The sequence below is a fragment of the Staphylococcus sp. NWU MKU2 genome (assembly GCF_033283605.1).
In the GTDB taxonomy this organism is placed as follows: Bacteria; Bacillota; Bacilli; order Staphylococcales; family Staphylococcaceae; genus Staphylococcus; species Staphylococcus haemolyticus.
In genome coordinates this window covers 136072-160844 of record NZ_JAVSMH010000003.1, presented here as the reverse complement: position 1 = coordinate 160844, position 24773 = coordinate 136072, and the positions used below count along the sequence as shown (strand labels likewise).

Here is a 24773-nt window from a genome sequence, read left to right as displayed (position 1 = left end):
CCCCTAATATGTATATTGTGTAGTTGTTACACTATTCATATTAAGAAATTTAATTTGATTTTCAGTTAGTATAAAGTTATTTTTAAGTAAAGTAATTGTAAACAATTATTAATGAATAGAATTTATTTTATATTTAGTTTTACCAAATGTTGTAAACGTTTTACTTTTATAATTGTTAAAAGTGAGTTAAAATATCAATAAATAAAATAGTTCGTCTTATTAAGAGTGAGTGGAGGGAATTGGCCCTATGAAACTCCAGCAACTGCGTTTGACGTGAGGTGCTAAATCCAACAGGAGTTCCTGAAAGATAAGAAGATGTCCGTGAGCGCTTCTTATTTAAGGAGGGCTATTTTATTTACCCAAATTTAGAAAAGGTGGTAAATTTTATGGAAACATTGAAAGAGCTATTTGAACAATTAGACTATTGGGAGCAATATTCTCCAAAGAGCTATGGTGGAAGTATGTTGAGAGTAGCTAAGATAGGAGATGTCAAAGCACAAATATATGACAGTATTTCAATAGAAGATATTAGAACTTACATCTTAAATAAAAAGTAATGTCTAATCTGTACTTATGAGTCGCAATTAAATTTATAATCTTTATTATGATTGAAGCGGTACGTTGAAATAGTCATTATTTCGGTATCGCTTCAGTTTTTTGATGTTCATTTTATAAGTAAAGTTGTAAAATGAAGACTAAGACGATGTATCAATCAAATATAAAATATAGAGGTGTTCAATGGATGATATTTGTAATGTTATCACCACTACTCATCATTGGATTTATCGCATTATCAATAATGGAAGAACGTAAACGTAAAAAGAAAACTGAACAAAAAGAAGCAGAATTTGAAAAGGAAAAGAATAAAGTTTCAAATCCTGAATATGACGACGACCACAAAGCTTAATAAATCATTAGTAATGAAAGGTGAGCAATATGAAAGTATTCATCGTGGAAGATGATTTTGTCATTGCAGAAAGTTTAGAGCAAGAGTTATCGAAATGGAATTATGAGGTCATCGTGGCTAAACAATTTGATAATATTATCGACGTATTTAATGCAAATCAACCACAACTCGTGTTGCTCGATATCAATCTACCGACATTCAATGGCTATCACTGGTGTCAGGAGATACGTAAGACTTCTAATGTGCCGATTATGTTTATTAGTCCAAGAACCGATAATATGGATCAAATTATGGCAATTCAAATGGGCGGCGATGATTTTATCGAGAAACCATTTAATTTATCGTTAACGGTAACTAAGATTCAAGCATTATTACGTAGAACGTATGATTTAGCAGTGTCTAATAATGAAATTACTGTGAAAGATTGCAAACTTGTTGTAGATGAAGCAACACTTTACCATGAAGGCGAATCGGTTCAATTGTCCTTTACTGAATTACAAATCTTAAATATGTTGTTCCGCAATGAAGGTAAGTATGTCAGCCGTACCACATTGATTGAAAAGTGTTGGGAGTCAGAGAATTTTATAGATGACAATACTTTAGCAGTCAATATGACACGATTGCGTAAGAAATTACAATCGATAGGTGTTATAGATTTAATTGAAACTAAGAAGAATGTTGGATATAAGGTGTCTTAATTATGCTGAAAGCTTTTATTAAATCAATACTAAATGAAATCAGTATAGTCATCACATTTATATTATTATTCTTACTTATCTTCTTTCTATTTAATTTGCCACTGAGTGCGTATCTATTGGGTACCGGAATAATGCTGTTCATCATGATAATTTATTGGTTAGTTCAATTAAGTGGGTTTAGAGAACAAGTTCAGATGAGAGACACTATTCATGAACTAGAGCATGAATTGCAACAGGTGAAAAGTGATCAAACTGAATATCAAGCTAATGTGGAGAATTATTTTTTAACATGGGTTCATCAAATGAAGACACCTATTACAGCATCTAAATTGTTGTTAGAGCGTAATGAAGATAATGTCGTCAATCGAGTGCGTCAAGAAATTATTCAAATTGATAATTATACAAGTTTAGCGTTAAGTTATTTAAAATTAATGAATCAAGAAACGGATATGTCCTTTTCAAAAGTGAAGATTAATGATCTTGTCCGTCCATTAATTATGAAATATTCTATTCAATTTATTGATCAGAAGACAAAGATTCATTATGAACGGTGTGAGGATGAAGTTCTGACTGATGCACAATGGTGTTCAATAATGATTGAACAGATTCTAAATAATGCATTGAAGTATGCGCGAGGTAAGGACATTTGGATTACGTTTGACCAACAACAGCATGTATTAACTATTCGTGATAATGGCGTCGGTATTAGTCAAGCTGACTTACCGAAGATCTTTGATAAAGGCTATTCAGGATATAATGGTCGATTGAATGCTAATTCATCAGGCATTGGATTGTTTATTGTTAAACATATCTCGCAACATTTACATCATCATGTAGATGTACAGTCTGAGTTGAACAAAGGTACGGCATTTAATATTTATTTCCCGAAAAATAATTAAACTTTCAATATTGTAAGCTAGCCAACAACATTTGTAAGAAATTATCAATGTTGTTGGCATTTTTTTGTTTTATGATAGAGATAACAAAAGGAATGAGGTCTTAAATTATTAGATTACATCTGCATTGTGACCATATTGATAAAAAATAATTAAAGAAAGCGAGGTTGAAGTGATGTTATTAGACGTCAAAAATGTAAAGAAAACATTTGGCAGAGGGTTAAATGCGACTACTGCGCTGAATGGCATTTCATTTACTGTTTATAAGGGAGAATTTGTAGCCATTATGGGTGAGTTGGGTTCAGGTAAATCCACTTTATTAAACTTAATTGCAACGTTTGATAAAGTGTCTGAAGGCAACATCACTATTAATAATCAAGATATTCGCAAGTTACGTAATAAGCAAATAGCGCATTTTCGTCGTGATAACCTTGGCTTTGTCTTTCAAGATTTCAACGTCTTACCAACTATGACGAATCAAGATAACATCTTAATGCCACTTGTGCTTGCTAACCGCTCGCATAAAGTAATGGAACAGCGTATGAATACGCTAAGTTCTAAATTAGGTATTGAGAAATTACTTTCCAAATATCCGTATCAAGTTTCTGGTGGTGAACAACAACGAATTGCGATTGGTCGAGCATTAATCAATGAACCCGATTTACTGCTCGCCGATGAGCCGACCGGTGCGCTCGATTCAAAGACTTCGAAACAAATCATGACGCTATTTCGAGAAATTAATGATAATACGCAAACGATATTAATGGTAACACATTCAACTATCGACGCGTCTTATGCTAAACGAGTATTATTTATTAAAGATGGACGTTTGTATCATGAAATTTACCGAGGAGAAGAATCGCAACAAGATTTTCAAAAGCGTATCGCTGATAGTTTGGCTATTCTGAATGAAAGTGGGGACTAACATGACCATACATATGCTCTGGAAGATGATCACTCAAAACTTCAAGATGCAGCGACATGTGATCATGCCCTTTATATTAGCATTGAGCATCATGTTCGCAACGGAATTTATTCTATTATCTTTAAATATGAATGACTACGTCCAAAAGCGAAGTCAGCTATTACCTATATTTATTAGTGTGGGAAATTTCTTTATGAGTGTCTTGGGTTTTATATTTATTTTATATGCCAACCGCTTCATGATGAAACGTCGCCAACAGGAACTTGCGATGAACATGATACTTGGAATGGAGAAGAAACATTTCCGGATGATTATGCTCATCGAGATGGTATATCAATATGTTTTAATTACGCTTATCAGTATAACTGGTGGCTATTTCTTTGGCGTATTAATCTTTATGCTTATGAATAAATTAATGCATCAGACGGGCATGTCGCTATTGGATTATCCTTTTGATGTGAAAGCGATGAGCATTACTTTAATTATTTTAGCAGCGGTGATGTTATTTCTATTCTTGATTAACAATTTAAAAATATTATTCCAAAGTCCTATTAAATTAATACATCAACGTCAAAGAGCTGAAAGAAAATTACCCAAATTTGTATTATACGTTTTACTAGTTATTGGGGTTGTTACGTTATTTAGCAGTTATCACATTGCGCTCTCTAATCAAATGGTATTACGCTCGTTATATAATTTGTTCGGTGCAATTGGCTTGGTTATGATTGGGACATATTGCTTTTATTTATCGTTAGGCGTTTTACTATTAGATTGGTTAAAACGAATCCCTAAATTGTATTATAATCCTAAATATTTTTTTACCATTTCAGGATTGCAGTCTAGGATGAATTCAAATGCGATTGGACTTGCAAGCATCACGATGTTATGTACATTTCTAATTGTTACTGTGGGTATGACGATATCAACTTATCGAGGGATATCGGATCAGGTCGATTCTATTATGTCAGATCAATATAGAGTTTCAATAGATGGAAATCTTCACAATAATAAGAAGACTCAGGAGAAAGTACGTCATTTGGAACGTGATATTAAAGATCATGCTAAAGTTGATTTCTTTAAAAAGAATGCAATTTCACTGATTGCGGTGGATTACAAACAACCAGGATTATTTAAACATCGCAATAATAAAGATTATAATATGACGATTAATAGTGCCTATCTCGTGATTATGACACAACACGATTATAATGAGCTAAACACGAAGAAGGTTAAGTTGAAACATGGGGAATTAGGATTTGAAAGTTTAAATCAACCTTTTAAAAAATTAAGAACTGCAACAATGATGGGGGACAAATTTAATATTAAACAAATAGATGGTCATAACTATTCCTATCCAGTTCCAGGATCATTAACTATTATTACTCCAGATGATAAGACATTCCAACAATTAACCAATTATTATGTCAATGCTGATAAGAACGACCATCATGGCACGCAGAAAGTTCAAAATACATTTATGCATTTTAATATCATGACAAAGCATACATCTGACTTTGATAAGTTGAAAAATACATTAATGCAACGCTATAAAGTGAGTATTGATGATAAAAAAGAAGTGGCGGGCACATTATATGAAATTAATGGAGGACTTATCTTTATTGGAACGGTAGTGTCTATCATTTTATTCATTGGCACATTTCTAATGATGTACTATAAAAATGTTGCAGAAGGATATGAGGATCGTAAGAACTATCAAATTATGCAACAAGTTGGTATAGATAATGACAGAATTAAAGATACCATTAATAAACAAATTATATGGATATTTGCATTGCCAATTATTGTCGCAACGATTCATGTCATCTTTGCTTCAAAAATAATATATAACGTGTTAGGTATTCTGAATGTTAATCATGTTGGTGTGTTTGTGACAAGTTATGTCGGTGTTATTATTTCGATTGTTGCTATGTATGCCTTAATGTATTGGATTACATCGCGTATTTATTACATGATTGTTAATCGGTATCACTAAATCGAGTATTAGAAATTTGCCATACTTTTTAAAAATTAAGTGTAACCTAATCATCTGTAGGGTATACAACAAAAAAAGGAGGCGTAAAAATGGCTAATCAAACAAACGATTATACATCACATCACACACAAAATAACAAGATTAAACGCACAGTCGAACATATCCTTACTTGGTTAGGGGTTGTATTGCAAGCATTAGTTGCAATCATGTTCTTAGTTCTTAAACCTTTAATGGGAAATAGTAACTTTAAAGATCAAATGATTAGTGAATCTCAAAAGCAAGGTAACTCAGTATCTACTTCAGAATTGAATCAAGGTATTGATGTTTTAGGTAGTTTCTTTAGTTTCTTAACTTGGGGTGCTGTAATTTCACTAATTTTAGCAATTATTGGCGGTATTTTAATTAGTAAAAAACCTAAAATTGCAGGTATCTTACTAATTATTGCAGGTCTAATCGCATTAATGTCTAACTGGATTAGTGTTATTCTTTGGATCGTAGCTGGTATTATGCTACTTGTAAGAAAAGGTAAGAAAAAAGATAATTACGCTAATGGCTATTATGACAATAATAACCATAATAATAGTCGTAACCATGATTATGATAACAACCGTCATGATGACAGAAATGATGACCGACGTGATCATGATCGTGATAACCGTCATGATGACAGATATAACGATCGTCACAACAATGAGTTTAATGACAATCGTCACAATCATAACGCACACCGTGAATACGATCGTGATAATGACTATAACAATCGTCGTGACAATCATCATAATGATAAAGATGTTAACGCTCAAAACAATGCGTTTATCTTAGATGAAGAAGATAAAGCGAAGGAACAAAGAGATATTAAAGAACATTATTCTAATGATGATGTTCATAATGGTAGTCATGACCATTCAAATCACAATGATAACAATCGTTATGACAATAATAACCGTGACCGTTCTAATTTAGAGCGTAATGATTATCAAGAGTCTAATCGTCGTGATGACTTACATCGTTCAAATGAAGACTTTAACCGTCATAATGATGTAGATTGGTCTTCAGATGACCGTAAAGACAATAATTTTAATCAAAATCAAGAGCACAATCATAATCATGACAATGAAGAACGTAGTCAATTTGGTTCTCGTAGTGATAGATATCAAGATGAAGCACATAAAGATTTAAATGATTTTGATAAAGATCGACATGATCATAAAGATAACGACTTTGTACGTGATGAAGCGGACAAATTGAAAGATAAAAAAGATAACGACCCATATAAATATTAAAATTTGAGTCGTTTAAAGAGTGAGACGAATGTCTCGCTCTTTTTAATTGCAATAAAGAAGTCGGTGACACCCCTAAGTTAGCATCACCGACTTTACGTTAATTTCTATTATATGGATAAATAAATTGGATAAATAAAATGAATTTTCTACAATACTACTAGTCTAAGCTTCTCTCAGACAATGCTTATTTCAACATGACATTTTCACTACTATGATAAAGTTGTCTGGCGGTCACCTCTGTCACTTTTTTAAAGTAAAAAATACGCAACCTTCACTATAGAAAAGTTACGTAAATGATAGATGTGAGTTTTTATGAAATAAGGCATGACATATCTAGACCTTAATCAAGTTATCTACAATTTCATCCACACTTTCCTACGCTAGTACCATCTAGTTCAGGTTCAAAGGGTTTGGAGTAAGACTCCATCTCAGTTTGAAAACACCCCTAGTGCATATTTTTATACTATATATTTAATTTAGTATTTTTAATTTTAGAAGTCAAGACTGTAATTTGACTAGTTAGAGTTAATGTGAAGAGCCGATTATAAAACAATTTCATAAGTCTACAATGCAAATTCGCATTAGCTGACTGAACTGATAAAAAGCTTAAAATTAAATTCTTCTCAGTTCTAGTCATCCTTGCGAGAGTTGAAAAACGAATTCAAAACGAATTCTGTTCAACTCCCTTAATTGCAAAAAGTATTGTTATTATCATAAAATGAACATTGCATAATTTTGACCCCGTTAATTAATACTTTTTTTCAAAAAAAAACAATAGTTAACTTAGCAAATATTAGAAGAGGAAGGAGGTTAATCATGACCCTTACGATTGGATTAGTGCCATCGCCAGGCGTTGCACATAAGCTCGTCGATAATGCGATACCAAAGATTCAACAACATTTACATAACCGGATTAAGGATGTGAATGAATGGCATTTCGAGAGTAAAGTAGATTTATTAATAGGATCTGCTGAGGATGTACATGAGAGTATAGATAAAGCTGCAGAATTGAAGGAAGAATATGATTGGGATTTCGTTATTTGTATTACAGATTTACCAAGTATCTCAGGTAATAAAGTTGTGATTAGTGACTTTAATAGTGAAAAGCAAGTTTCTATGCTTTCATTACCTGCGTTAGGTTGGATTAATTTAGAGCGTAAGTTAGTGAAGAGTATGACAGCACTAGTTGAACAGTTATATCACAATAATACGAAAGAGCGCCCCAAAGTGCATCCACTGATTAAACCTAAAGCTGTTGATCCTAGAGAAGATGAAAGTTCGATAAGACGTTATATTAATCGCTACTTTATATTAGGATGGTTGCAGCTTATTTTGGGTTTAACGCGAGCGAATGAGCCATGGAGGAATTTGTTTAATTTTAAGAAGATAATTTCCGTTGCATTTGCGACAGGAACCTATGTATCTATCTTCTCTATGCCATGGGAATTAAGTGTTCAATACTCAACCTTAAGATTTATTGTCTTAATGATTATTTCTATATTGGGTATGGCCGGATGGTTATTATACGCGCATCAGTTATTTGAAGAAAAAACAGCGAAGTCTCAACGTGTTTATCGTTATGTATATAACGCGACGACATTACTCACTTTAGTCATCATTACATTGATGAATTACGCAGTTTTATATGTATTACTATCTATTAGTATTTCATTATTTGTACCTGTAAGTTTATTTAATAGTTGGACAAGTGCAAACCCTGATTTCACATTTATAAATTATTTGAAATTGTTATGGTTTGTATCATCGCTTGGTTTATTAGCAGGTGCAATGGGCTCAACTGTAGAAAATGAAGAGAAGATTCGACGTATTACGTATTCTTATCGCCAATATCATCGTTATAAAGAAGCGCAACAAGAGGAAAAAGAGAAAAAAGAACAACAATCACAAGATGTATCACAACATGACGTGGAACAATCTTCATCCAACAAAGAAAGTAATGATGATGAACAGTATGACGGTAAAAAACAGGATCATAGGGAGGAGGATGACGCATGAATGAAGCTAAAACAATTGGTTTAGTTGTAGCGCCTGGTGTTACAGAAAAATTAGCTGAGAGTTTAATGGATGATATTCCGAACATCTTATCTCACCAGAATAACAACCAACATGACTGGGAAGTGGATCTCGTGGTTGATCCTCTGACAGGCTACGCAGAATCCGTTGGCAAAATTTTTAAAAAGATACAAGATTATCATGATAAGCGACAATGGGATTATGTCGTTGCAATTACAGATTTACCTATGTTTCATAATGAACGGGTGTTAGCACTGGACATCAATAAGAAGAATGGCGCTGCTGTCTTTTCTTATCCTGCATTTGGTTGGCGCCCAGTTAAGAAACGTTTTAAGAACGCCATCGTTGCGATAATCAATGAAGTGCATCATTCTGAAGCTGAAAAGAATGATTATGATGACAATGATAATGTAACATATGCAGTTAACAAACAATTTCCATTGTCTAAAATAGACAAAACTGAAGTATATTTAGATGAAACAGGTAATGATCATTTACGCTATTTATCTAATACTAGGTCAATGGGAATGGTTCGGCTTGTGAGTGGTATGACATTTGCGAATAATCCACTTAATATGATGGCAAGCCTTAGTAATATTGTGGCAATTGCTTTTACCACTGGCGCATTTGGCTTAATATTTACGACTATGTGGCAGATGAGTATGGAATTCTCAATGTGGCGTCTATTTGGAATATCTATTATCGCAGTCTTAGGTATGTTACTTTGGATTATGATGTCTCATGATTTGTGGGAATCTGTCAAACAAAGTCGTAATAAACGAATCACATGGTTATATAACTTAACTACAGTGATGACGCTCTTTGTAGCTATTATCATTTATTACATTATTCTCTACACATTATTTTTAATTGCGGAACTTGTGTTATTACCATCTGATTTCTTAGGGCAACAAGTAGGTTTAAAAGGACCGGCTGGAATTGATTTATATCTAAGTATTCCTTGGTTTGCTGCTTCTATTTCAACTGTTGCAGGTGCGATTGGTGCTGGATTATTAAATGATCAACTAATCAAAGAAAGTACTTATGGTTACCGACAACAAATGCGATATGATGATAGAGATAAAGATGAAGAATAACTAGATTAAAGTCGAGAAGTGTTAAGCTTTCTTCGACTTTATTTTTTAGATAAATTTATATAAAAAAATTATAGAAAATAATTAGTGCTTAATTTAAAATTAAATATAATGTAGGTGTCAAAATAAATAAGAGACCTAAATTCACAACAACTACTTAGATTTAGCAACATGAAGTGAAGGAAGGTAATATCATGAATTTTTGTCCTAGATGTGGTAATAAAATAACTAAAGAGCAACGATTTTGTAGTAAATGTGGCAATGATTTACACGTATTTGAAGATGATTCAATTGAGTCACAATATGAAATAGCTGAGCGTAAGTCAAGCATTTGGCCATTTATATTAGTTGGCTTAGTTGTTATTGGGATTATAGTCAGTTGCTGTTTTGCTTATTATCATTTCTTTTTAAAAGAAGGGGAGCAAACGGAGCAGACTACGACTACAACAGCGCATGTGAAGAAAGATAAAGAAACAACGGATGACGGTAAAGTGTCTAACGATCCTATTAAAGCGGAAAAGCAAAAAGCGAAACAAAGTGAAGATGAAAAAGACAAAGATGCAACTCATTCACAAGCACCTAAAATTGATGTCATGAGTGAGGATTTCCATAAGTCATTTATGCAAAAGGATACAAGGGATTCATACATGGGCATTAAACTAGGCATGACCAGAGCAGAAGTAGAAAAAAGATACGGTAGCTCCAATCGTGTCTTTCATAAAACAGGGATGGATTATCTTTATACCATTTATGGAAATTTAGCAGTCGCCTATGAATTGAAAGGTAATACTGAAGTAGTAAGAGAAATTGGTGTATCACCCTCAAATGTTGATGAGCAAACATTTATTAGTAAATACAGTGATTATGATAAAAATAATGATGCTGGAAGTTATATTTATAATACCGTGAAAAATAATGGCTTTGAAATTTTAGTAACTACAAAGAATGGTGAAATTGCTTTGATTCAGTGTATTCCAGAAAATCATTACTAGTGAAAAGTTGAAATGTTTAGGGAGTGTGACGGATGCAAAATGGAATCAATGTCATACTCCCCCCTTCTTTATATAATTCTCCACAGAACCTTGACTTTATAGCAAAATCTCGATAAAGTAGTAACATATTATTCTGACAATTCTGATAGGTATTAGATTAATAAATTTGTGAAATTTTAGGGGGGACCATAAGTTTATGTCAGTACCGACAATTACGTATGAGAATTTTGAAGGTGACCCTTTCATTGATTCTATTTCTACTGACGATGCAACTAAAGGCGCTTATGAAATATTAGAATGGGCGTATCGCACATATGGTGATTCCATTGTTTATTCATGTAGTTTTGGTGCGGAAAGTATGGTTTTAATTGATTTGATTTACCAGATTAAGCCAGATGCACAAATTGTCTTTCTAGATACGGATTTACATTTCCAAGAAACGTATGACTTGATTGATAGAGTGAAAGAACGCTTTCCAAAACTTCGTATTGAAATGAAGAAGCCTGATTTAACGCTTGAAGAACAAGCTGACAAATATAATCCGGCATTATGGAAGAATAATCCTAATCAATGCTGTTATATAAGAAAGATTAAACCTTTAGAAGAAGTGTTAGGTGGTGCTGTTGCTTGGGTTTCAGGTTTACGTCGAGACCAATCGCCAACACGTGCAAATACGAACTTTATTAATAAAGACGAGCGTTTTAAATCAGTGAAAGTGTGTCCTCTAATTTATTGGACAGAAGATGAAGTTTGGGACTATATTAAGAAACATGATTTACCTTATAATGTATTGCATGATCAACATTATCCTAGTATTGGTTGTATACCATGTACCGCTCCTGTATTTGACTCAGATGATTCTAGAGCAGGGCGTTGGTCGAATTTCGATAAAACAGAATGTGGCTTACATGTTGCTGATAAACCATAATGCGTTTGGATAAAAATTTTTAACTATAAAACATAGTATTCTGATATGTTTTAAATAAAACCAACAAAATATGTCCGACAATAGTGTACAGACGGACATATTTCTTACATAATAAAAGTAGTATAAAGCTTTTATAAAATGATTGTTATTTTACGGAATAAGAGGTGGATACAATTGAATTTAAGTGTTACAAATAGTCCTTTTACAGAAGGACAAGCGGCACAAATTAATGAACTCTTACAAACACTTACACCTGAACAAAAGGTATGGTTAAGTGGATACTTAGTTGCTAACCAACAATTAACGTCAAATGGAACTGTACCATCACAAACAGGTTCAAGTTCAACAAATGCAAATGGTCTAACTGAAGGCACAGAAGCGATGCTTCAACAAAACGAACCTGTCATCACGCCGGAGAAACGAGCAATTACACTCTTATATGGTTCTGAAACAGGTAATGCACAAGGGTTAGCTGAAATATTTGAAGAACGCTTATCAAATATAGGTCATAACGTGACATTGAAAGCAATGGACGATTTTAAACCTAAAAATCTAAAAAATGTTGAAGATTTATTCATTATCACTTCTACTCAAGGTGAAGGGGATCCACCTGATAATGCAGCTGAATTACATGAGTTTATTCATGGTCGAAAGGCACCTAAACTTGAAGGTGTGAGATTCTCAGTTCTAGCATTAGGGGATCAAACGTATGAATACTTCTGTCAAACAGGTCGTGACTTTGATAGAAAGCTAGATGAATTAGGTGCAGAACGTATATATGATCGTGTGGATTGCGACGTTGATTATGAAGAAGATGCTGAAAAGTGGATGGCAAATGTAATCAATGCGATTGATACTGCACCAGAAGGCACTCAAAATGAACAAATTGTAAGTGAATCAATTAAGTCTGCAAAAGAAAAGAAATTCTCTAAAGCAAATCCATATCAAGCAGAAGTCTTAGAAAATATTAACCTTAATGGACAAGGTTCAAATAAGGAAACGAGACATATTGAATTTCTATTAGATAATTTCGGTGAAGATTATGAAGTTGGAGACTGTTTAGTCGTTCTACCTCAAAATGACCCAGCTTTAGTTGATTTATTAATTAGCACATTAGGTTGGGATCCAAATGATCAAGTTCAAATTTCAGATGAGGGTGACACATTAGGATTAGAAGAAGCCTTAACAACTCATTTTGAAATTACGAAGTTAACGGAACCGCTTCTTATCAATGCGGCGTCATTCTTTGAAAATGAAGAACTTAATGAAAAAGTTGAAGATAATGAATGGGTTCAAAGTTACATTGAAGGTCGTGACTTAATCGACTTATTAAATGACTTTGCGACAACAGAACTTCAACCAGAAAATTTATATCAATTATTAAGAAAATTACCACCTAGAGAATATTCAATATCTAGTAGTTATGAAGCGCTACCAGATGAAGTGCATATTACAGTTGGGGCGGTTAGATACAACTCACATGGACGTGACCGTTCAGGTGTATGTTCAGTTCAATTTGCTGAACGTATTCAACCAGGTGACACTGTTCCAATTTACTTGAAACGCAATCCAAACTTCAAATTCCCTAAAGAAGGTGACACACCAGTTATTATGATTGGACCTGGTACAGGAGTTGCACCATTTAGAGCATATATGCAAGAAAGAGAAGAACATGGATTTAAAGGTAATACTTGGTTATTCTTTGGTGATCAACACTTTACAACAGACTTCCTATATCAAACGGAATGGCAAGAATGGTTGAAAGATGGCGTGCTAGGTAAAATGGATGTTGCATTCTCAAGAGACACTGATGAAAAAGTATACGTCCAACATCGTATTGCTGAACACAGTAAAGAATTTAATGAATGGCTTCAAAAAGGTGCTTCAATTTACATTTGTGGTGATGAAAAACATATGGCGAAAGATGTACATCAAGCTATCCGCAATGTTTTAGTGAAAGAACAAAACTTATCTGAAGAAGATGCTGAAGCCTACCTTAAACAAATGAAGAAAGATAAACGTTACCAACGCGATGTGTACTAATAGAAAGGGTGGTACTTAATGGCTAAGACAAATAAGCAAATGTCAGAAGAACTTGATAAGAAGCTAGATGCTTTAGAGTATTTAAAAGACGAAAGTAATTATTTACGTGGGACAATTGAGCAAGGCTTAGCAGACCCACTTACTGGTGCTATTTCAGATGATGACACTAAATTATTGAAATTCCATGGTAGCTACCAACAAGATGATAGAGATTTACGTGACGAACGTCGTAAGCAGAAATTAGAACCAGCATACAGCTTTATGATTCGCGTGCGTCTACCAGGAGGAACAGCTACACCTGAACAATGGATTGCCATGGATGACATTTCTAATAATTATGCCAACCAGACGCTGAAATTAACAACACGTCAAACTTTCCAATTTCACGGCATTTTAAAAAGAAATTTAAAAACATCTATGAAGAAAATTAATGAGTCTGTACTTGATACGATCGCGGCATGTGGGGACGTGAATCGTAATACAATGTGTAATCCTAATCCATATCAATCTCATATTCATAAAGAGATTAATGACTATGCAACTAAAATCAGTGACCATCTATTACCTAAGACCAATGCCTATCATGAAATTTGGTTAGATGGGGAGAAAGTATTAGATTCTTCAGAAGAAATTGAACCAATGTATGGTAAGAAATATTTACCACGTAAGTTTAAAATTGGTATTGCCTTACCACCATCTAATGATATTGATGTCTATTCACAAGACATCGGACTTATCGGTATCGTTGAAGATGAAACACTCGTCGGATTTAATGTCACAGTTGGTGGCGGTATGGGTATGACGCACGGAAATACAGATACGTACCCACAAGTTGGTCGTTTAGCTGGTTTCGTTCCTAAAGAACAAGTCGTTGATGTTTGTGAGAAAATCTTAACAATTCAACGTGATTATGGTAATCGTGAGAACCGTAAAAATGCACGATTCAAATATACAGTTGACCGCTTAGGTGTGGATAAAGTTGTAGAAGAACTAAATACACGTTTAGGTTGGGAAATTGAAGAAGCACGTGATTTTGAATTCGAACATAATGGCGATCGTCTAGGTTGGATAGAGGGCGACGAAGGTGTTTGGAATTATACATTATTCATTCAAAATGGACGTGTTAAAGATACAGAAGATTATCAATTAAAAACGGCATTACGAAAAATTGCAAAAACACATACGGGCGACTTCAGATTATCTCCTAACCAAAATTTAATTATTGCAAATGTAACTCCAGAGAAAAAAGAAGAAATTCAAAATCTTATCGATCAGTATGGTTTAACAGATGGTAAAAATTATACGGGATTAAGACGTAATTCGATGGCATGTGTTGCGTTCCCAACATGTGGATTAGCGATGGCTGAGTCAGAACGTTATTTACCATCATTAATCTCTAAGATTGAAGACTTATTAGATGAAGCGGGTGTGAATGATGAAGAAATCACAATCCGTATGACTGGATGTCCAAATGGTTGTGCTAGACCAGCACTTGCAGAAATTGCATTTATAGGCAAAGCACCTGGCAAATATAATATGTATTTAGGCGGTGGCTTCAAAGGTGAACGCTTAAATAAATTGTACAAAGAGAATATCGGAGAACAAGAAATACTTGAAAGTCTACGTCCAATTCTTATGGATTATGGTAAAGAACGTCTTGAAGGTGAGCATTTTGGTGACTTTGTCATACGTTCAGGTGTTGTTGCTAAAGTTCATGGAGGACAAGACTTCCATAGTTAAAGTTTGAGATAAGTTGTTTTAAACGGGGGTGACAACATGGGGAAAGTGTATTTAGTAGGAGCAGGACCTGGTGATCCTGATTTATTAACTATCAAAGGTATGAAAGCCATTCAAATGTCAGATGTGATTTTATATGATCGCTTAGTCAATAAAGACATTTTAGATTTAGCTAAACCGGGGACAAAGTTCTTTTATTGTGGCAAAGACCCGAATAGACATTCATTACCGCAAGAAGAAACGAATCGAATGTTGGTTAATTTAGCGAAAAAAGGACATGTTATCACTCGTTTAAAAGGTGGTGACCCGTTTGTCTTTGGCCGAGGTGGTGAAGAGGCAGAAATATTGGCACAACATCAGATTGCATTTGAGATTGTGCCTGGTATCACTTCGGGTATTGCTGCACCAGCTTATGCAGGCATTCCTGTCACGCACAGAGATTATAGTTCGTCAGTTGCTTTTGTGACAGCAGTTAATAAACCTGGTATGTCTAAAGATGATTATTGGGCACATTTAGCGCATGGTCCAGAAACACTTTGTGTTTATATGGGTGTTAAACGGTTACCAGAAATTTGTGACCTACTTATTGAACATGGTAAATCAATAGACACGCCTGTCGCACTTATTCATTTAGGAACGACGACTTCTCAAAAAACAATTGATGGCACGTTAGGTAACATCGTTGAAAAAGCGTCAGAAATAAAAAATCCCGCTATGATTATTATTGGCGATGTTGTCCAAATGCGACAAAAAATTAGTTGGTTTAAAGAACAAACTACGGATTTAGAAATGACCTTACCTTAATTATTAAAAATAAGAAAGAATAATCATAAAAGGAGGATACAATATGAGCAATATGCCACTTATGATTGATTTACAAAATAAAAAGATAGTCATTGTTGGTGGTGGGAAGGTAGCAACTCGACGAGCAAAGTCATTAGTTGAATACTGTTCTCATGTTCATATTGTTAGTCCATCAATCACCAAAGAATTACATACTTTATTTCAGCAACAGCGATTGACTTGGGCTGAAAAAATGTTTGAACCACAAGATATTAGTCACGCATTTCTAGTTATTATTGCGACAAATCAACCAGAGGTAAATCAACATGTTAAAGATAATTTGCCAGAAGGTACATTATTAAATCACGCTGCAGATGCTTCAGCGGGGAATGTGACGTTTCCTAGTATGCTTAGACGTGGCAAATTGACTATTAGTGTATCTACAGATGGTGCAAGTCCTAAACTAGGTCGACAAATTATATCGACATTGCAAGACACCTACGATGAACGTTATGAAAGTTATATCGATTTTTTATATGAAAGTAGACAACTTATTAAAGCATCAACGATAGAGCCATCTAGAAAGCAAGCGTTATTACAACATGTATTATCTGAGGACTATTTGGATGAGGAGAAACAAAAAGAATTCAAGCGATGGCTTCAATCACAAGTTTAATGTCAGGGGGCATGTGATATATGAGAAAATTATTTATATTTGCATTAGCTGGTTTTTTAGCCCAACTTGTTGATGGTTCACTTGGCATGGGATTCGGTGCCTCATCATCATCAATATTATTAACTTATGGTATTGCACCGGCCATTGTATCGGCGACTGTACATTTTTCAGAAATAGCTACGACTGCTGCATCAGGAACATCACATTGGAAATTTGAGAATGTGCATAAGCCTACCATGTTAAAGTTAGCTATTCCAGGTGCTATAAGTGGATTTATTGGTGCAGGTCTACTTACACAAATACATGGAGATTATATTAAGCCATATATCGCATTGTTCTTACTTTCAATGGGTATATATATTTTGTATCAATTTTTATTTAAACGAAATAGAGAAATTCATACACATGTTGGTAAGTTGAGTGGTTTCAAACTTGTGCCTCAAGGTGCTATAGCCGGATTCTTAGATGCGATTGGCGGAGGTGGCTGGGGACCAGTAAATACACCTTTGTTATTAGCTAGTCATAAGATCCAACCACGATATGCAATTGGTACTGTATCGGCGAGTGAGTTTTTTGTAACATTATCAACGTCATTGAGTTTCATCATCTTCTTAGGTATTACTCAGATTAATTGGTGGTTTGTTATTGCGTTAAGTGTCGGCGGTATGATTGCAGCACCTATCTCTGCATATTTAACAAAGATATTACCAATTAATATTCTAGCCATTTGTGTTGGTGGCTTAATCATCTTCACAAATAGCAATGCATTAATGACTTATTTCGTACACGATGACACAATTTCAAATATTGTAAGATTCGCAATTATTTGTGCGATTGTGATACTTGTTATTATCACTGTGATTCGCAACAAAAAATTGTCTTTTTCTTGAAAATAAAACCGAGTAAACTAATCTAATTAATTGGAAAAGGAGTTATCAATAATGACAACACATGAACAGATTATTAATTATACGATTAAACCACATGGTGGTACATTAATTAACCGCGTAGTAGAAGGTGAAGAAAGAGATCATCTTTTAGAAGCAGCACAATCATATAAAGTGATTACTTTAAATCCTTGGTCAATTTCTGACTTAGAATTAATCGGTATTGGTGGTTTTAGTCCGTTAACAGGATTTATGGGTGAGGCTGACTACACTAAAGTTGTTGAAGATACACATCTTGAAAATGGATTAGTGTGGAGTATTCCGATTACGCTACCTGTTTCTGAAGAAGAAGCGGATAAATTAGAAATCGGTGATGACATCGCATTATACGGTGAAGATGGCGAATTATATGGCACATTGAAATTAGAAGAAAAGTACACATATGATAAGAAAAAAGAAGCTCAAAATGTGTATGGTACGACTGACGAGGCACATCCAGGTGTTAAAAAAGTTTATGACAAGGGGAATGTTTACCTTGCTGGACCGATTCAATTAATTAATCGACCTAAACATGATGAGTTCTCTGATTTCCATTTAGACCCAGCAGAAACACGTCAATTATTCCATGATTTAGGATGGAAGACTGTCGTTGGATTCCAAACAAGAAATCCTGTACATCGTGCGCATGAATATATCCAAAAATCTGCATTAGAAATTGTAGATGGTCTTTTGCTTAATCCATTAGTAGGAGAAACGAAATCAGATGATATTCCAGCGGACGTTCGTATGGAAAGTTATCAAGCTATCTTAAAGAACTACTTTCCTAAAGATAGAGCGCGCTTAGTCATTTATCCTGCGGCAATGCGTTATGCTGGTCCACGTGAAGCAATTCTACATGCCACAGTACGTAAAAACTATGGTTGTACGCATTTCATTGTTGGACGTGACCATGCAGGTGTGGGCGATTATTACGGCACATATGAAGCTCAAGAATTAATTTCTCAATTTGGAGATGAACTAGATATTCAAATATTGAAATTTGAACATGCATTTTATTGTGAAAAATGCGGCAACATGGCTACTGCTAAAACATGCCCGCACGACGCATCAGAGCATGTACATTTAAGTGGTACTAAAGTAAGAGAAAAGCTTAGAAATGGTGAATCACTACCTACAAAATTCTCTAGACCTGAAGTAGCTGAAGTCTTAATCAAAGGGTTAAAACAAAATTAATTCGGAGGGATTTAGCATGAGTCAATCAAGTAATATTACATGGCATGATTCTGAAGTTACTAAGTCAGATAGACAACAACAAAACGGTCATAAAAGTGTAGTGATATGGTTTACAGGATTATCAGGATCTGGAAAATCAACTGTATCAGTAGAACTTGAAAAAGCTTTGTTCCAATTAGGAAAACATTCTTATCGACTAGACGGCGATAATGTTAGACATGGTTTAAACAAGAATTTAGGCTTTAGTCCAGAAGACCGTAAGGAAAATATTCGACGCATTGGTGAAGTAAGTAAATTACTTGTAGATGCGGGAACAATTGCTATAACAGCATTTATTTCGCCTTACAGAGCTGATCGTGATGAAGTTCGTGAAATTTTAGAAGATGGAGAATTCATTGAAGTTTACACAGAGTGTAGCGTGGAAGCATGTGAACAACGTGATCCTAAAGGTCTTTATAAAAAAGCACGTTCTGGTGAAATAAAAGAATTTACTGGTATAAGTGCGCCGTATGAGGCACCACATCAACCAGAAATTACGATTAATACAGAACATCAAAGTGTAGAAGAATCAGTAAGTACTATTATTAAATATTTGAAGAATAAAGGAATTATTTAAAAGTATTCTGCGTGTTGTCAGTCTTTTTCAAGATTGATAACACGCTTTTTTTGCATATCGTCTTAAATTAAAGTCAGATTTTTGATAAAATTATGAAAACGTTTTCTATATAAATGGAGAGCGTATTACGATATAAGGGGGAATTCACATGCAAGGGGATAATATGTGGTTAACAATAATGGGGATAATCATTATCGGCTCAATTGTTGGACTTTTAATTGCAAAAAAGATTAGTCCAGTCGTCGGTATGATTTTAATTCCTAGTATTGGTGCTTTGCTATTAGGATACGGCATTAAAGACTTAGTTAAATTCTTTAATAGTGGTTTAGAATCTGTGATGAGCGTAGTCATCATGTTTATCTTCGCAATTATATTCTTTGGCATTATGACTGACAGTGGATTGTTCAAACCTATTGTCAAACGACTTATATTAATGACTCGTGGTAATGTGGTCATTGTCTGTATTGTCACAGCATTGATTGGTATGTTTGCACAATTAGATGGTGCAGGTGCTGTCACTTTCTTATTATCAATTCCTGCATTATTGCCACTATATAAAGCTTTAAATATGAACAAATACTTATTAATTCTTTTACTAGCAATTAGTGCCGCAATTATGAATATGGTGCCTTGGGGCGGACCAATGGCGCGTGTTGCTTCTGTATTGAAAGTGAAAAGTGTTAACGAATTATGGTATGGCATCATTCCAGTACAATTGATTGGCTTCGTGTTAGTACTTATCTTCGCAACTTATTTAGGGTTTAGGGAAAAGAAACGAATTAAGAAGGCAATCGATAACGGTGAAGTAGAACCTACATTAAACATTGATATTCATCGACTTGTGAAAAATTATGAACGAGATCAAGACATTAAGTTTCCAGTAAGAGGACGCGCGCTCAAACATGGTTGGGTAATTTGGGCCAATGTACTGTTGACGATTATCGTATTAGTTATGATGTTAGCTAACGTTGCACCGCCAGAATTTGCTTTTATGATTGGTGTTGCAATTGCATTAGTGATTAACTTCCCAAATGTGGATGAACAAATGAACCGTCTAAAGGCCCATGCACCAAATGCATTAATGATGGCCGCAGTTATTATAGCAGCAGGTATGTTCTTAGGTGTTTTAGAAGAAACAGGTATGCTAAAGTCAATTGCTTTAAATTTCATTAAGATTATTCCTGATGCCGTTGGACCATATTTACATATCATTGTCGGTTTCTTCGGTGTTCCACTTGATTTACTTACAAGTACAGATGCGTATTACTTCGCGTTACTTCCTATAGTAGAACAAACTGCAAGTCAATTTGGTATTAATCCAGTTTCAACAGCATATTCAATGGTAATCGGTAATATTGTAGGAACATTTGTAAGCCCGTTTTCTCCTGCATTATGGTTAGCTATTGGTCTTGCTGAGGCAAACATGGGTACATATATTAAGTATGCATTCTTTTGGATCTGGGGATTTGCGATTGTGTTATTAGGCATAGCAGTATTAATAGGTACAGTTACAATTTAAATGACTCGATTTAGTACGTTGTTAAAAGATCTAAATTGAATAATTAAACTCATATTCCTCCTTATAAGCATGTCGCTAATGTCTTATAAGGGGGATTCGATTTTTATCATTATTATTATAAAAAATACTTCCAAAATATCCTCGCCAAACTTTGAAAACGCTTCATAGTTCCCACTTTTCATGAAATAAAACATCTTTAAAATTATCAGATATTTTACAAGTCGAGTATATACACTGTTGATTAATATACTATAAGCACTGTCATAGAAGTGTTTTTATAATTGTAATATAAGTCTATGTTTATTACATGCAAAGTAAAATTATTATGATTCATTTACAAACCCTTAACATTCCACACAAACCCTTGTGTGTCTGTTAGAGTATGTCTTGTCGTTATTTAACGAGGAAAAAATTTCTTAAAACTATTTTGAATCAAATTGATTTGAAATTTCTAATATGTCAATTGCAGGTAGCCACGAGAAAAAATAAGCTTTAAACATTCTAGGAGGATATTTTATTATGAAAAAGATCGCTACAGCTACAATCGCAACAGCAGGTATTGCAACATTCGGATTAGCACACCAAGATGCAGACGCAGCGGAAAATAATAATGGATATAACCCTAATGACCCATATTCATATAGTTACACTTACACAATTGACCAACAAGGTAATTATCATTATGAATGGCAAGGTAACTGGAGCCCATCTCAAGCTCAACAAGGTGGTCAACAAAACACTGGCAACCAAGCAGTAAACAATACTCAATCAAACAATAACTACAACTATAATTACAATAACAATCAATCAAACCAAAACACTCAATCATACACAGCAAACAATAATGCTGGCGGTGGTTTAGGTGCTAGTTATTCAACTTCAGATCGTAACGTTAAAGTCACAACTCAAAACGCACCAACTACACAATCAACTAGTTCAAGTTCTAGTAGCGAAGCATTAGCTGGTAAATCAAGTGGAGGTTCAAACCTTTACACTGCAGGTCAATGTACGTATTATGTATATGACAAAGTAGGCGGTAAAATTGGTAGCACTTGGGGTAACGCAAATAACTGGGCAACTGCAGCAGCTGCAGATGGCTACACAGTTAATAACACACCTAAAGCAGGTGCAGTAATGCAAACATCTCAAGGTGCATACGGTCACGTTGCATACGTTGAAAGTGTAAACGATGATGGTTCAGTTAAAGTTTCAGAAATGAACTATAATGGTGGACCTGGTGTCGTTTCATCACGTACAATCTCAGCTAGCCAAGCTGGTTCATACAACTACATTTCATAATTTGAAATAACTTTTAACCACGATTCCTTATCATGCGGAGTCGTGGTTTTTTCTTTTGAGAAAAGACTGTGACAAGATAGGGCTTCGTGTGATTGAAGCCCAAGCATAAAGGGAAACATAATATAAAGAAAAAGAATACTTAAAGAATATTATGTTTAATTGTGAAGGAGGGTGAGTAGAGATGATGTTTGATGTAATTAAGTGGATTATATTAGCTCTAATTGCTATTGTAACTATTGCGATTATTTGTGGCCTAATTTGGGGTTCATTATTAGAAGAACGAGCATATGATAAACGCTCTAAAAAAGAAAAACGAAAAGAAACTGAGAAAAATTTAGAAATGGCAAAAGGTCATACTGATGATAAAGGCGTAGATGGTGACTATGAAGACGCGCCAACTAAAGAAGGAACACTCAAAGATGAGCATATAAATCATCGTGAGAAATAATGATTATAAAACCCTTGGAAGATGCTATATCAAGCATACTTTCAAGGGTTTTTAAATTGAAATTGATGAGAAATAAATTGAAGAGTAAGGTTGAATGTTCACATTTTATTTACATTTAATATCTCAATTTTTCTTCAATTCTATACTTTTAGCATCTGCAAGTGATAAACTATGTATGTTAAAAAAATCACAATAATTTTCAGAAAAGTTAGGAGCTTTCATCATGCTACTGTTTGTAGTAGAAATCATCATAATGATACTGGCTATTATATTAGGGCTTCGCACAGCTGGTGCATTAGGGTGTGGTATCTTCGCCATTGTGGCACAACTCATTATGATTTTTGTTTTTCAATTGCCTCCAGGTTCAGCGCCTGTCACTGCAGTTTTAATCATTTTATCTATTGGTATCGCAGGTGGTACTTTACAAGCTACAGGAGGAATAGACTATTTAGTCTTTCTTGCTTCTAAAATTATCGAGCGTTTCCCGAAATCCATTATTTTTATCGCACCAATGATTGTCTTTCTGTTTGTATTTGGTGTAGGTACCGCAAATATTGCGTTATCTTTAGAACCTATTATTGCTAAGACTGCTGTTAGAGCAAATATCCAACCTAAACGACCACTCACCGCATCTGTTTTGACTGCAAATTTAGCCTTATTATGTAGTCCTGCAGCATCGGCAACAGCTTATATCATATCAGTAATGGCTGGTTACCATATATCAATGGGACAATATTTAAGTATTGTATTACCTACAGCGATTATTACGATGCTAATGTTGAGTGTCTTTTGTACATTTGTGGGTCGTAAGACAAAGGTCACTGCAAGTGAAATTGCACATACGCCTGAAGTGTCAGTCAAACAATCATTTACAACGAAAACCAAATTAGGCGTAGTTGGATTTTTATTATGTGTTGCAGGTATATTAACTTTTGGTATTTTTCCAAATTTAATGCCTTCATTTAATGTTGATGGTGAACAAGTTAAAGTAACTATGACGGAAATCGTCCAATTCTTTATGTATTTGAGTGTCGCAATTAATTTATTAATGATGAAGATTAACACGAGTGATATATTGTCATCTAATATTGCGCAATCAGCTATTGGTGCACTCTTTGCAGTACTTGGTCCAGGTTGGTTAGGTGCTACTGTATTTAATGCACCGCAAAATTTAAAAATTATACAAGACGATATTGGACAAACAATTCAATCTATACCTTGGCTAGTCATTGTCTTAGTTGCCATAGTGTCAATGATCGTTATCTCGCAAACTGCAACAGCCTCCATTATGGTGCCGATTGTCATGAGTATGGGTATTCCACCAATGTATTTCATTGCAATGGTTCAAACGCTTAATGTCAATTTCGTCATTCCAGCACAGCCAACATTATTATTTGCAGTTAATCTAGATGAGACCGGACGCACACGTGCAACAAGTTTTATTATTCCAGGGTTCTTTGCGATTGGTGTATCAATCGTGGTTGGATTCTTAATTAAATTTTTATTGGGATTATAGATTATAAGACCACTAATTTTGGGCAAATGCTCAAAGTTTAGTGGTCTTTTTTTGAAAATAAACAGGTATTTTAAAAGAATTCAAATAAATATAAATTCACAATAACAGTATTATTATGCAAAATTAATGCAATATAAAATTTGTTAAATACGTTAAGTTTAAATTTAACACTGTTGTTATGGCGATTTTTAAAGCTTTAAAATATGTCTGAAATATATATTTATTCAATAAACAGAAAAGTATAATTTGAATGGAATTTGCATTTT

22 protein-coding genes and 2 riboswitches are annotated in these 24773 nt (G+C 34.2%); all 22 genes read left to right on the top strand.

The genetic code is table 11. The features are described from left to right. The first annotated feature begins 213 nt into the window (after nt 1-213). A riboswitch (SAM riboswitch) is annotated at nt 214-314 on the top strand. Nucleotides 315-386: 72 nt separating this feature from the next. After that, nucleotides 387-557, top strand: coding sequence for a hypothetical protein (locus SBL15_RS06750; RefSeq protein ID WP_182477408.1), 171 nt, complete (start codon nt 387-389; stop codon nt 555-557). Nucleotides 558-742: 185 nt separating this feature from the next. Further along, nucleotides 743-907 (top strand): hypothetical protein, encoded by a 165-nt coding sequence (locus tag SBL15_RS06745; RefSeq protein ID WP_011274729.1) that lies wholly within the window; start codon nt 743-745, stop codon nt 905-907. Nucleotides 908-936: 29 nt separating this feature from the next. Further along, nucleotides 937-1605 carry a response regulator transcription factor gene (locus SBL15_RS06740; RefSeq protein ID WP_317955524.1) on the top strand — a complete coding sequence of 223 codons (669 nt, stop codon included), beginning with the start codon at nt 937-939 and terminating at the stop codon, nt 1603-1605. A 2-nt stretch (nt 1606-1607) separates the two neighbouring features. Next, a complete protein-coding gene (locus tag SBL15_RS06735; protein WP_107611263.1) occupies nt 1608-2504 on the top strand; it encodes a sensor histidine kinase in 897 nt (298 codons plus the stop codon). Nucleotides 2505-2676: 172 nt separating this feature from the next. After that, complete coding sequence (locus SBL15_RS06730; protein WP_107613233.1) at nt 2677-3426, top strand: ABC transporter ATP-binding protein; 750 nt, start codon at nt 2677-2679, stop codon at nt 3424-3426. Nucleotide 3427: 1 nt separating this feature from the next. After that, complete coding sequence (locus tag SBL15_RS06725; RefSeq protein ID WP_317955521.1) at nt 3428-5419, top strand: ABC transporter permease; 1992 nt, start codon at nt 3428-3430, stop codon at nt 5417-5419. An 89-nt stretch (nt 5420-5508) separates the two neighbouring features. Further along, nucleotides 5509-6702, top strand: coding sequence for a DUF4064 domain-containing protein (locus SBL15_RS06720; RefSeq protein ID WP_317955519.1), 1194 nt, complete (start codon nt 5509-5511; stop codon nt 6700-6702). A gap of 355 nt (nt 6703-7057) precedes the next feature. After that, a riboswitch (TPP riboswitch) is annotated at nt 7058-7159 on the bottom strand. A 359-nt stretch (nt 7160-7518) separates the two neighbouring features. Continuing rightward, nucleotides 7519-8718 (top strand): 5,10-methylene-tetrahydrofolate dehydrogenase, encoded by a 1200-nt coding sequence (locus tag SBL15_RS06715; RefSeq protein WP_107611267.1) that lies wholly within the window; start codon nt 7519-7521, stop codon nt 8716-8718. Then, nucleotides 8715-9833 carry a 5,10-methylene-tetrahydrofolate dehydrogenase gene (locus SBL15_RS06710; RefSeq protein ID WP_107613232.1) on the top strand — a complete coding sequence of 373 codons (1119 nt, stop codon included), beginning with the start codon at nt 8715-8717 and terminating at the stop codon, nt 9831-9833. Before SBL15_RS06715 ends, SBL15_RS06710 begins: the two co-directional genes overlap by 4 nt. Before the next feature lie 191 nt (nt 9834-10024). Beyond that, entirely contained in the window at nt 10025-10822 is a 798-nt protein-coding gene (locus tag SBL15_RS06705; protein WP_107637496.1) for a zinc ribbon domain-containing protein, read from the top strand. Nucleotides 10823-11018: 196 nt separating this feature from the next. Continuing rightward, nucleotides 11019-11750, top strand: a complete 732-nt coding sequence (locus SBL15_RS06700; RefSeq protein WP_037538321.1) for a phosphoadenylyl-sulfate reductase — start codon at nt 11019-11021, stop codon at nt 11748-11750. A gap of 174 nt (nt 11751-11924) precedes the next feature. Beyond that, on the top strand, nt 11925-13793 hold the full coding sequence (locus SBL15_RS06695; protein ID WP_107611270.1) for an assimilatory sulfite reductase (NADPH) flavoprotein subunit: 1869 nt from the start codon (nt 11925-11927) through the stop codon (nt 13791-13793). A gap of 18 nt (nt 13794-13811) precedes the next feature. Beyond that, complete coding sequence (gene cysI / locus SBL15_RS06690; protein WP_107611271.1) at nt 13812-15533, top strand: assimilatory sulfite reductase (NADPH) hemoprotein subunit; 1722 nt, start codon at nt 13812-13814, stop codon at nt 15531-15533. A gap of 36 nt (nt 15534-15569) precedes the next feature. After that, the gene (cobA, locus tag SBL15_RS06685) at nt 15570-16334 is read left to right on the top strand and encodes a uroporphyrinogen-III C-methyltransferase (protein WP_107611272.1); all 765 of its coding nucleotides are present in this window, start codon (nt 15570-15572) and stop codon (nt 16332-16334) included. A 43-nt stretch (nt 16335-16377) separates the two neighbouring features. Then, nucleotides 16378-16989, top strand: a complete 612-nt coding sequence (locus SBL15_RS06680) for an NAD(P)-binding protein (RefSeq protein ID WP_107611273.1) — start codon at nt 16378-16380, stop codon at nt 16987-16989. Nucleotides 16990-17009: 20 nt separating this feature from the next. Next, nucleotides 17010-17879 carry a sulfite exporter TauE/SafE family protein gene (locus SBL15_RS06675; protein ID WP_011274744.1) on the top strand — a complete coding sequence of 290 codons (870 nt, stop codon included), beginning with the start codon at nt 17010-17012 and terminating at the stop codon, nt 17877-17879. A 51-nt stretch (nt 17880-17930) separates the two neighbouring features. Continuing rightward, the gene (gene sat / locus SBL15_RS06670) at nt 17931-19109 is read left to right on the top strand and encodes a sulfate adenylyltransferase (protein ID WP_107611274.1); all 1179 of its coding nucleotides are present in this window, start codon (nt 17931-17933) and stop codon (nt 19107-19109) included. Between the two features lie 16 nt (nt 19110-19125). Then, nucleotides 19126-19725: an adenylyl-sulfate kinase gene (cysC, locus tag SBL15_RS06665; protein ID WP_107611275.1), complete on the top strand. Its 600-nt coding sequence runs from the start codon at nt 19126-19128 to the stop codon at nt 19723-19725. Between the two features lie 148 nt (nt 19726-19873). After that, complete coding sequence (locus SBL15_RS06660; protein WP_107611276.1) at nt 19874-21244, top strand: CitMHS family transporter; 1371 nt, start codon at nt 19874-19876, stop codon at nt 21242-21244. 519 nt (nt 21245-21763) lie between these two features. Next, entirely contained in the window at nt 21764-22543 is a 780-nt protein-coding gene (locus tag SBL15_RS06655) for a CHAP domain-containing protein (protein ID WP_107613230.1), read from the top strand. Nucleotides 22544-22724: 181 nt separating this feature from the next. Continuing rightward, nucleotides 22725-22991, top strand: coding sequence for a hypothetical protein (locus SBL15_RS06650; RefSeq protein ID WP_107611278.1), 267 nt, complete (start codon nt 22725-22727; stop codon nt 22989-22991). A gap of 223 nt (nt 22992-23214) precedes the next feature. After that, a complete protein-coding gene (locus tag SBL15_RS06645) occupies nt 23215-24507 on the top strand; it encodes an anaerobic C4-dicarboxylate transporter family protein (protein WP_107611279.1) in 1293 nt (430 codons plus the stop codon). The last annotated feature ends 266 nt before the right edge of the window (nt 24508-24773 follow it).

Excerpts from the sequence above, each read along its gene's own strand:
- SBL15_RS06750 (WP_182477408.1), top strand. The coding sequence starts at position 387 with ATGGAAACATTGAAAGAGCTATTTGAACAATTAGACTATTGGGAGCAA.
- SBL15_RS06745 (WP_011274729.1), top strand. The coding sequence starts at position 743 with ATGATATTTGTAATGTTATCACCACTACTCATCATTGGATTTATCGCA.
- SBL15_RS06740 (WP_317955524.1), top strand. The coding sequence starts at position 937 with ATGAAAGTATTCATCGTGGAAGATGATTTTGTCATTGCAGAAAGTTTA.
- SBL15_RS06735 (WP_107611263.1), top strand. The coding sequence starts at position 1,608 with ATGCTGAAAGCTTTTATTAAATCAATACTAAATGAAATCAGTATAGTC.
- SBL15_RS06730 (WP_107613233.1), top strand. The coding sequence starts at position 2,677 with ATGTTATTAGACGTCAAAAATGTAAAGAAAACATTTGGCAGAGGGTTA.
- SBL15_RS06725 (WP_317955521.1), top strand. The coding sequence starts at position 3,428 with ATGACCATACATATGCTCTGGAAGATGATCACTCAAAACTTCAAGATG.
- SBL15_RS06720 (WP_317955519.1), top strand. The coding sequence starts at position 5,509 with ATGGCTAATCAAACAAACGATTATACATCACATCACACACAAAATAAC.
- SBL15_RS06715 (WP_107611267.1), top strand. The coding sequence starts at position 7,519 with ATGACCCTTACGATTGGATTAGTGCCATCGCCAGGCGTTGCACATAAG.
- SBL15_RS06710 (WP_107613232.1), top strand. The coding sequence starts at position 8,715 with ATGAATGAAGCTAAAACAATTGGTTTAGTTGTAGCGCCTGGTGTTACA.
- SBL15_RS06705 (WP_107637496.1), top strand. The coding sequence starts at position 10,025 with ATGAATTTTTGTCCTAGATGTGGTAATAAAATAACTAAAGAGCAACGA.
- SBL15_RS06700 (WP_037538321.1), top strand. The coding sequence starts at position 11,019 with ATGTCAGTACCGACAATTACGTATGAGAATTTTGAAGGTGACCCTTTC.
- cysI (WP_107611271.1), top strand. The coding sequence starts at position 13,812 with ATGGCTAAGACAAATAAGCAAATGTCAGAAGAACTTGATAAGAAGCTA.
- cobA (WP_107611272.1), top strand. The coding sequence starts at position 15,570 with ATGGGGAAAGTGTATTTAGTAGGAGCAGGACCTGGTGATCCTGATTTA.
- SBL15_RS06680 (WP_107611273.1), top strand. The coding sequence starts at position 16,378 with ATGAGCAATATGCCACTTATGATTGATTTACAAAATAAAAAGATAGTC.
- SBL15_RS06675 (WP_011274744.1), top strand. The coding sequence starts at position 17,010 with ATGAGAAAATTATTTATATTTGCATTAGCTGGTTTTTTAGCCCAACTT.
- sat (WP_107611274.1), top strand. The coding sequence starts at position 17,931 with ATGACAACACATGAACAGATTATTAATTATACGATTAAACCACATGGT.
- cysC (WP_107611275.1), top strand. The coding sequence starts at position 19,126 with ATGAGTCAATCAAGTAATATTACATGGCATGATTCTGAAGTTACTAAG.
- SBL15_RS06660 (WP_107611276.1), top strand. The coding sequence starts at position 19,874 with ATGCAAGGGGATAATATGTGGTTAACAATAATGGGGATAATCATTATC.
- SBL15_RS06655 (WP_107613230.1), top strand. The coding sequence starts at position 21,764 with ATGAAAAAGATCGCTACAGCTACAATCGCAACAGCAGGTATTGCAACA.
- SBL15_RS06650 (WP_107611278.1), top strand. The coding sequence starts at position 22,725 with ATGATGTTTGATGTAATTAAGTGGATTATATTAGCTCTAATTGCTATT.
- SBL15_RS06645 (WP_107611279.1), top strand. The coding sequence starts at position 23,215 with ATGCTACTGTTTGTAGTAGAAATCATCATAATGATACTGGCTATTATA.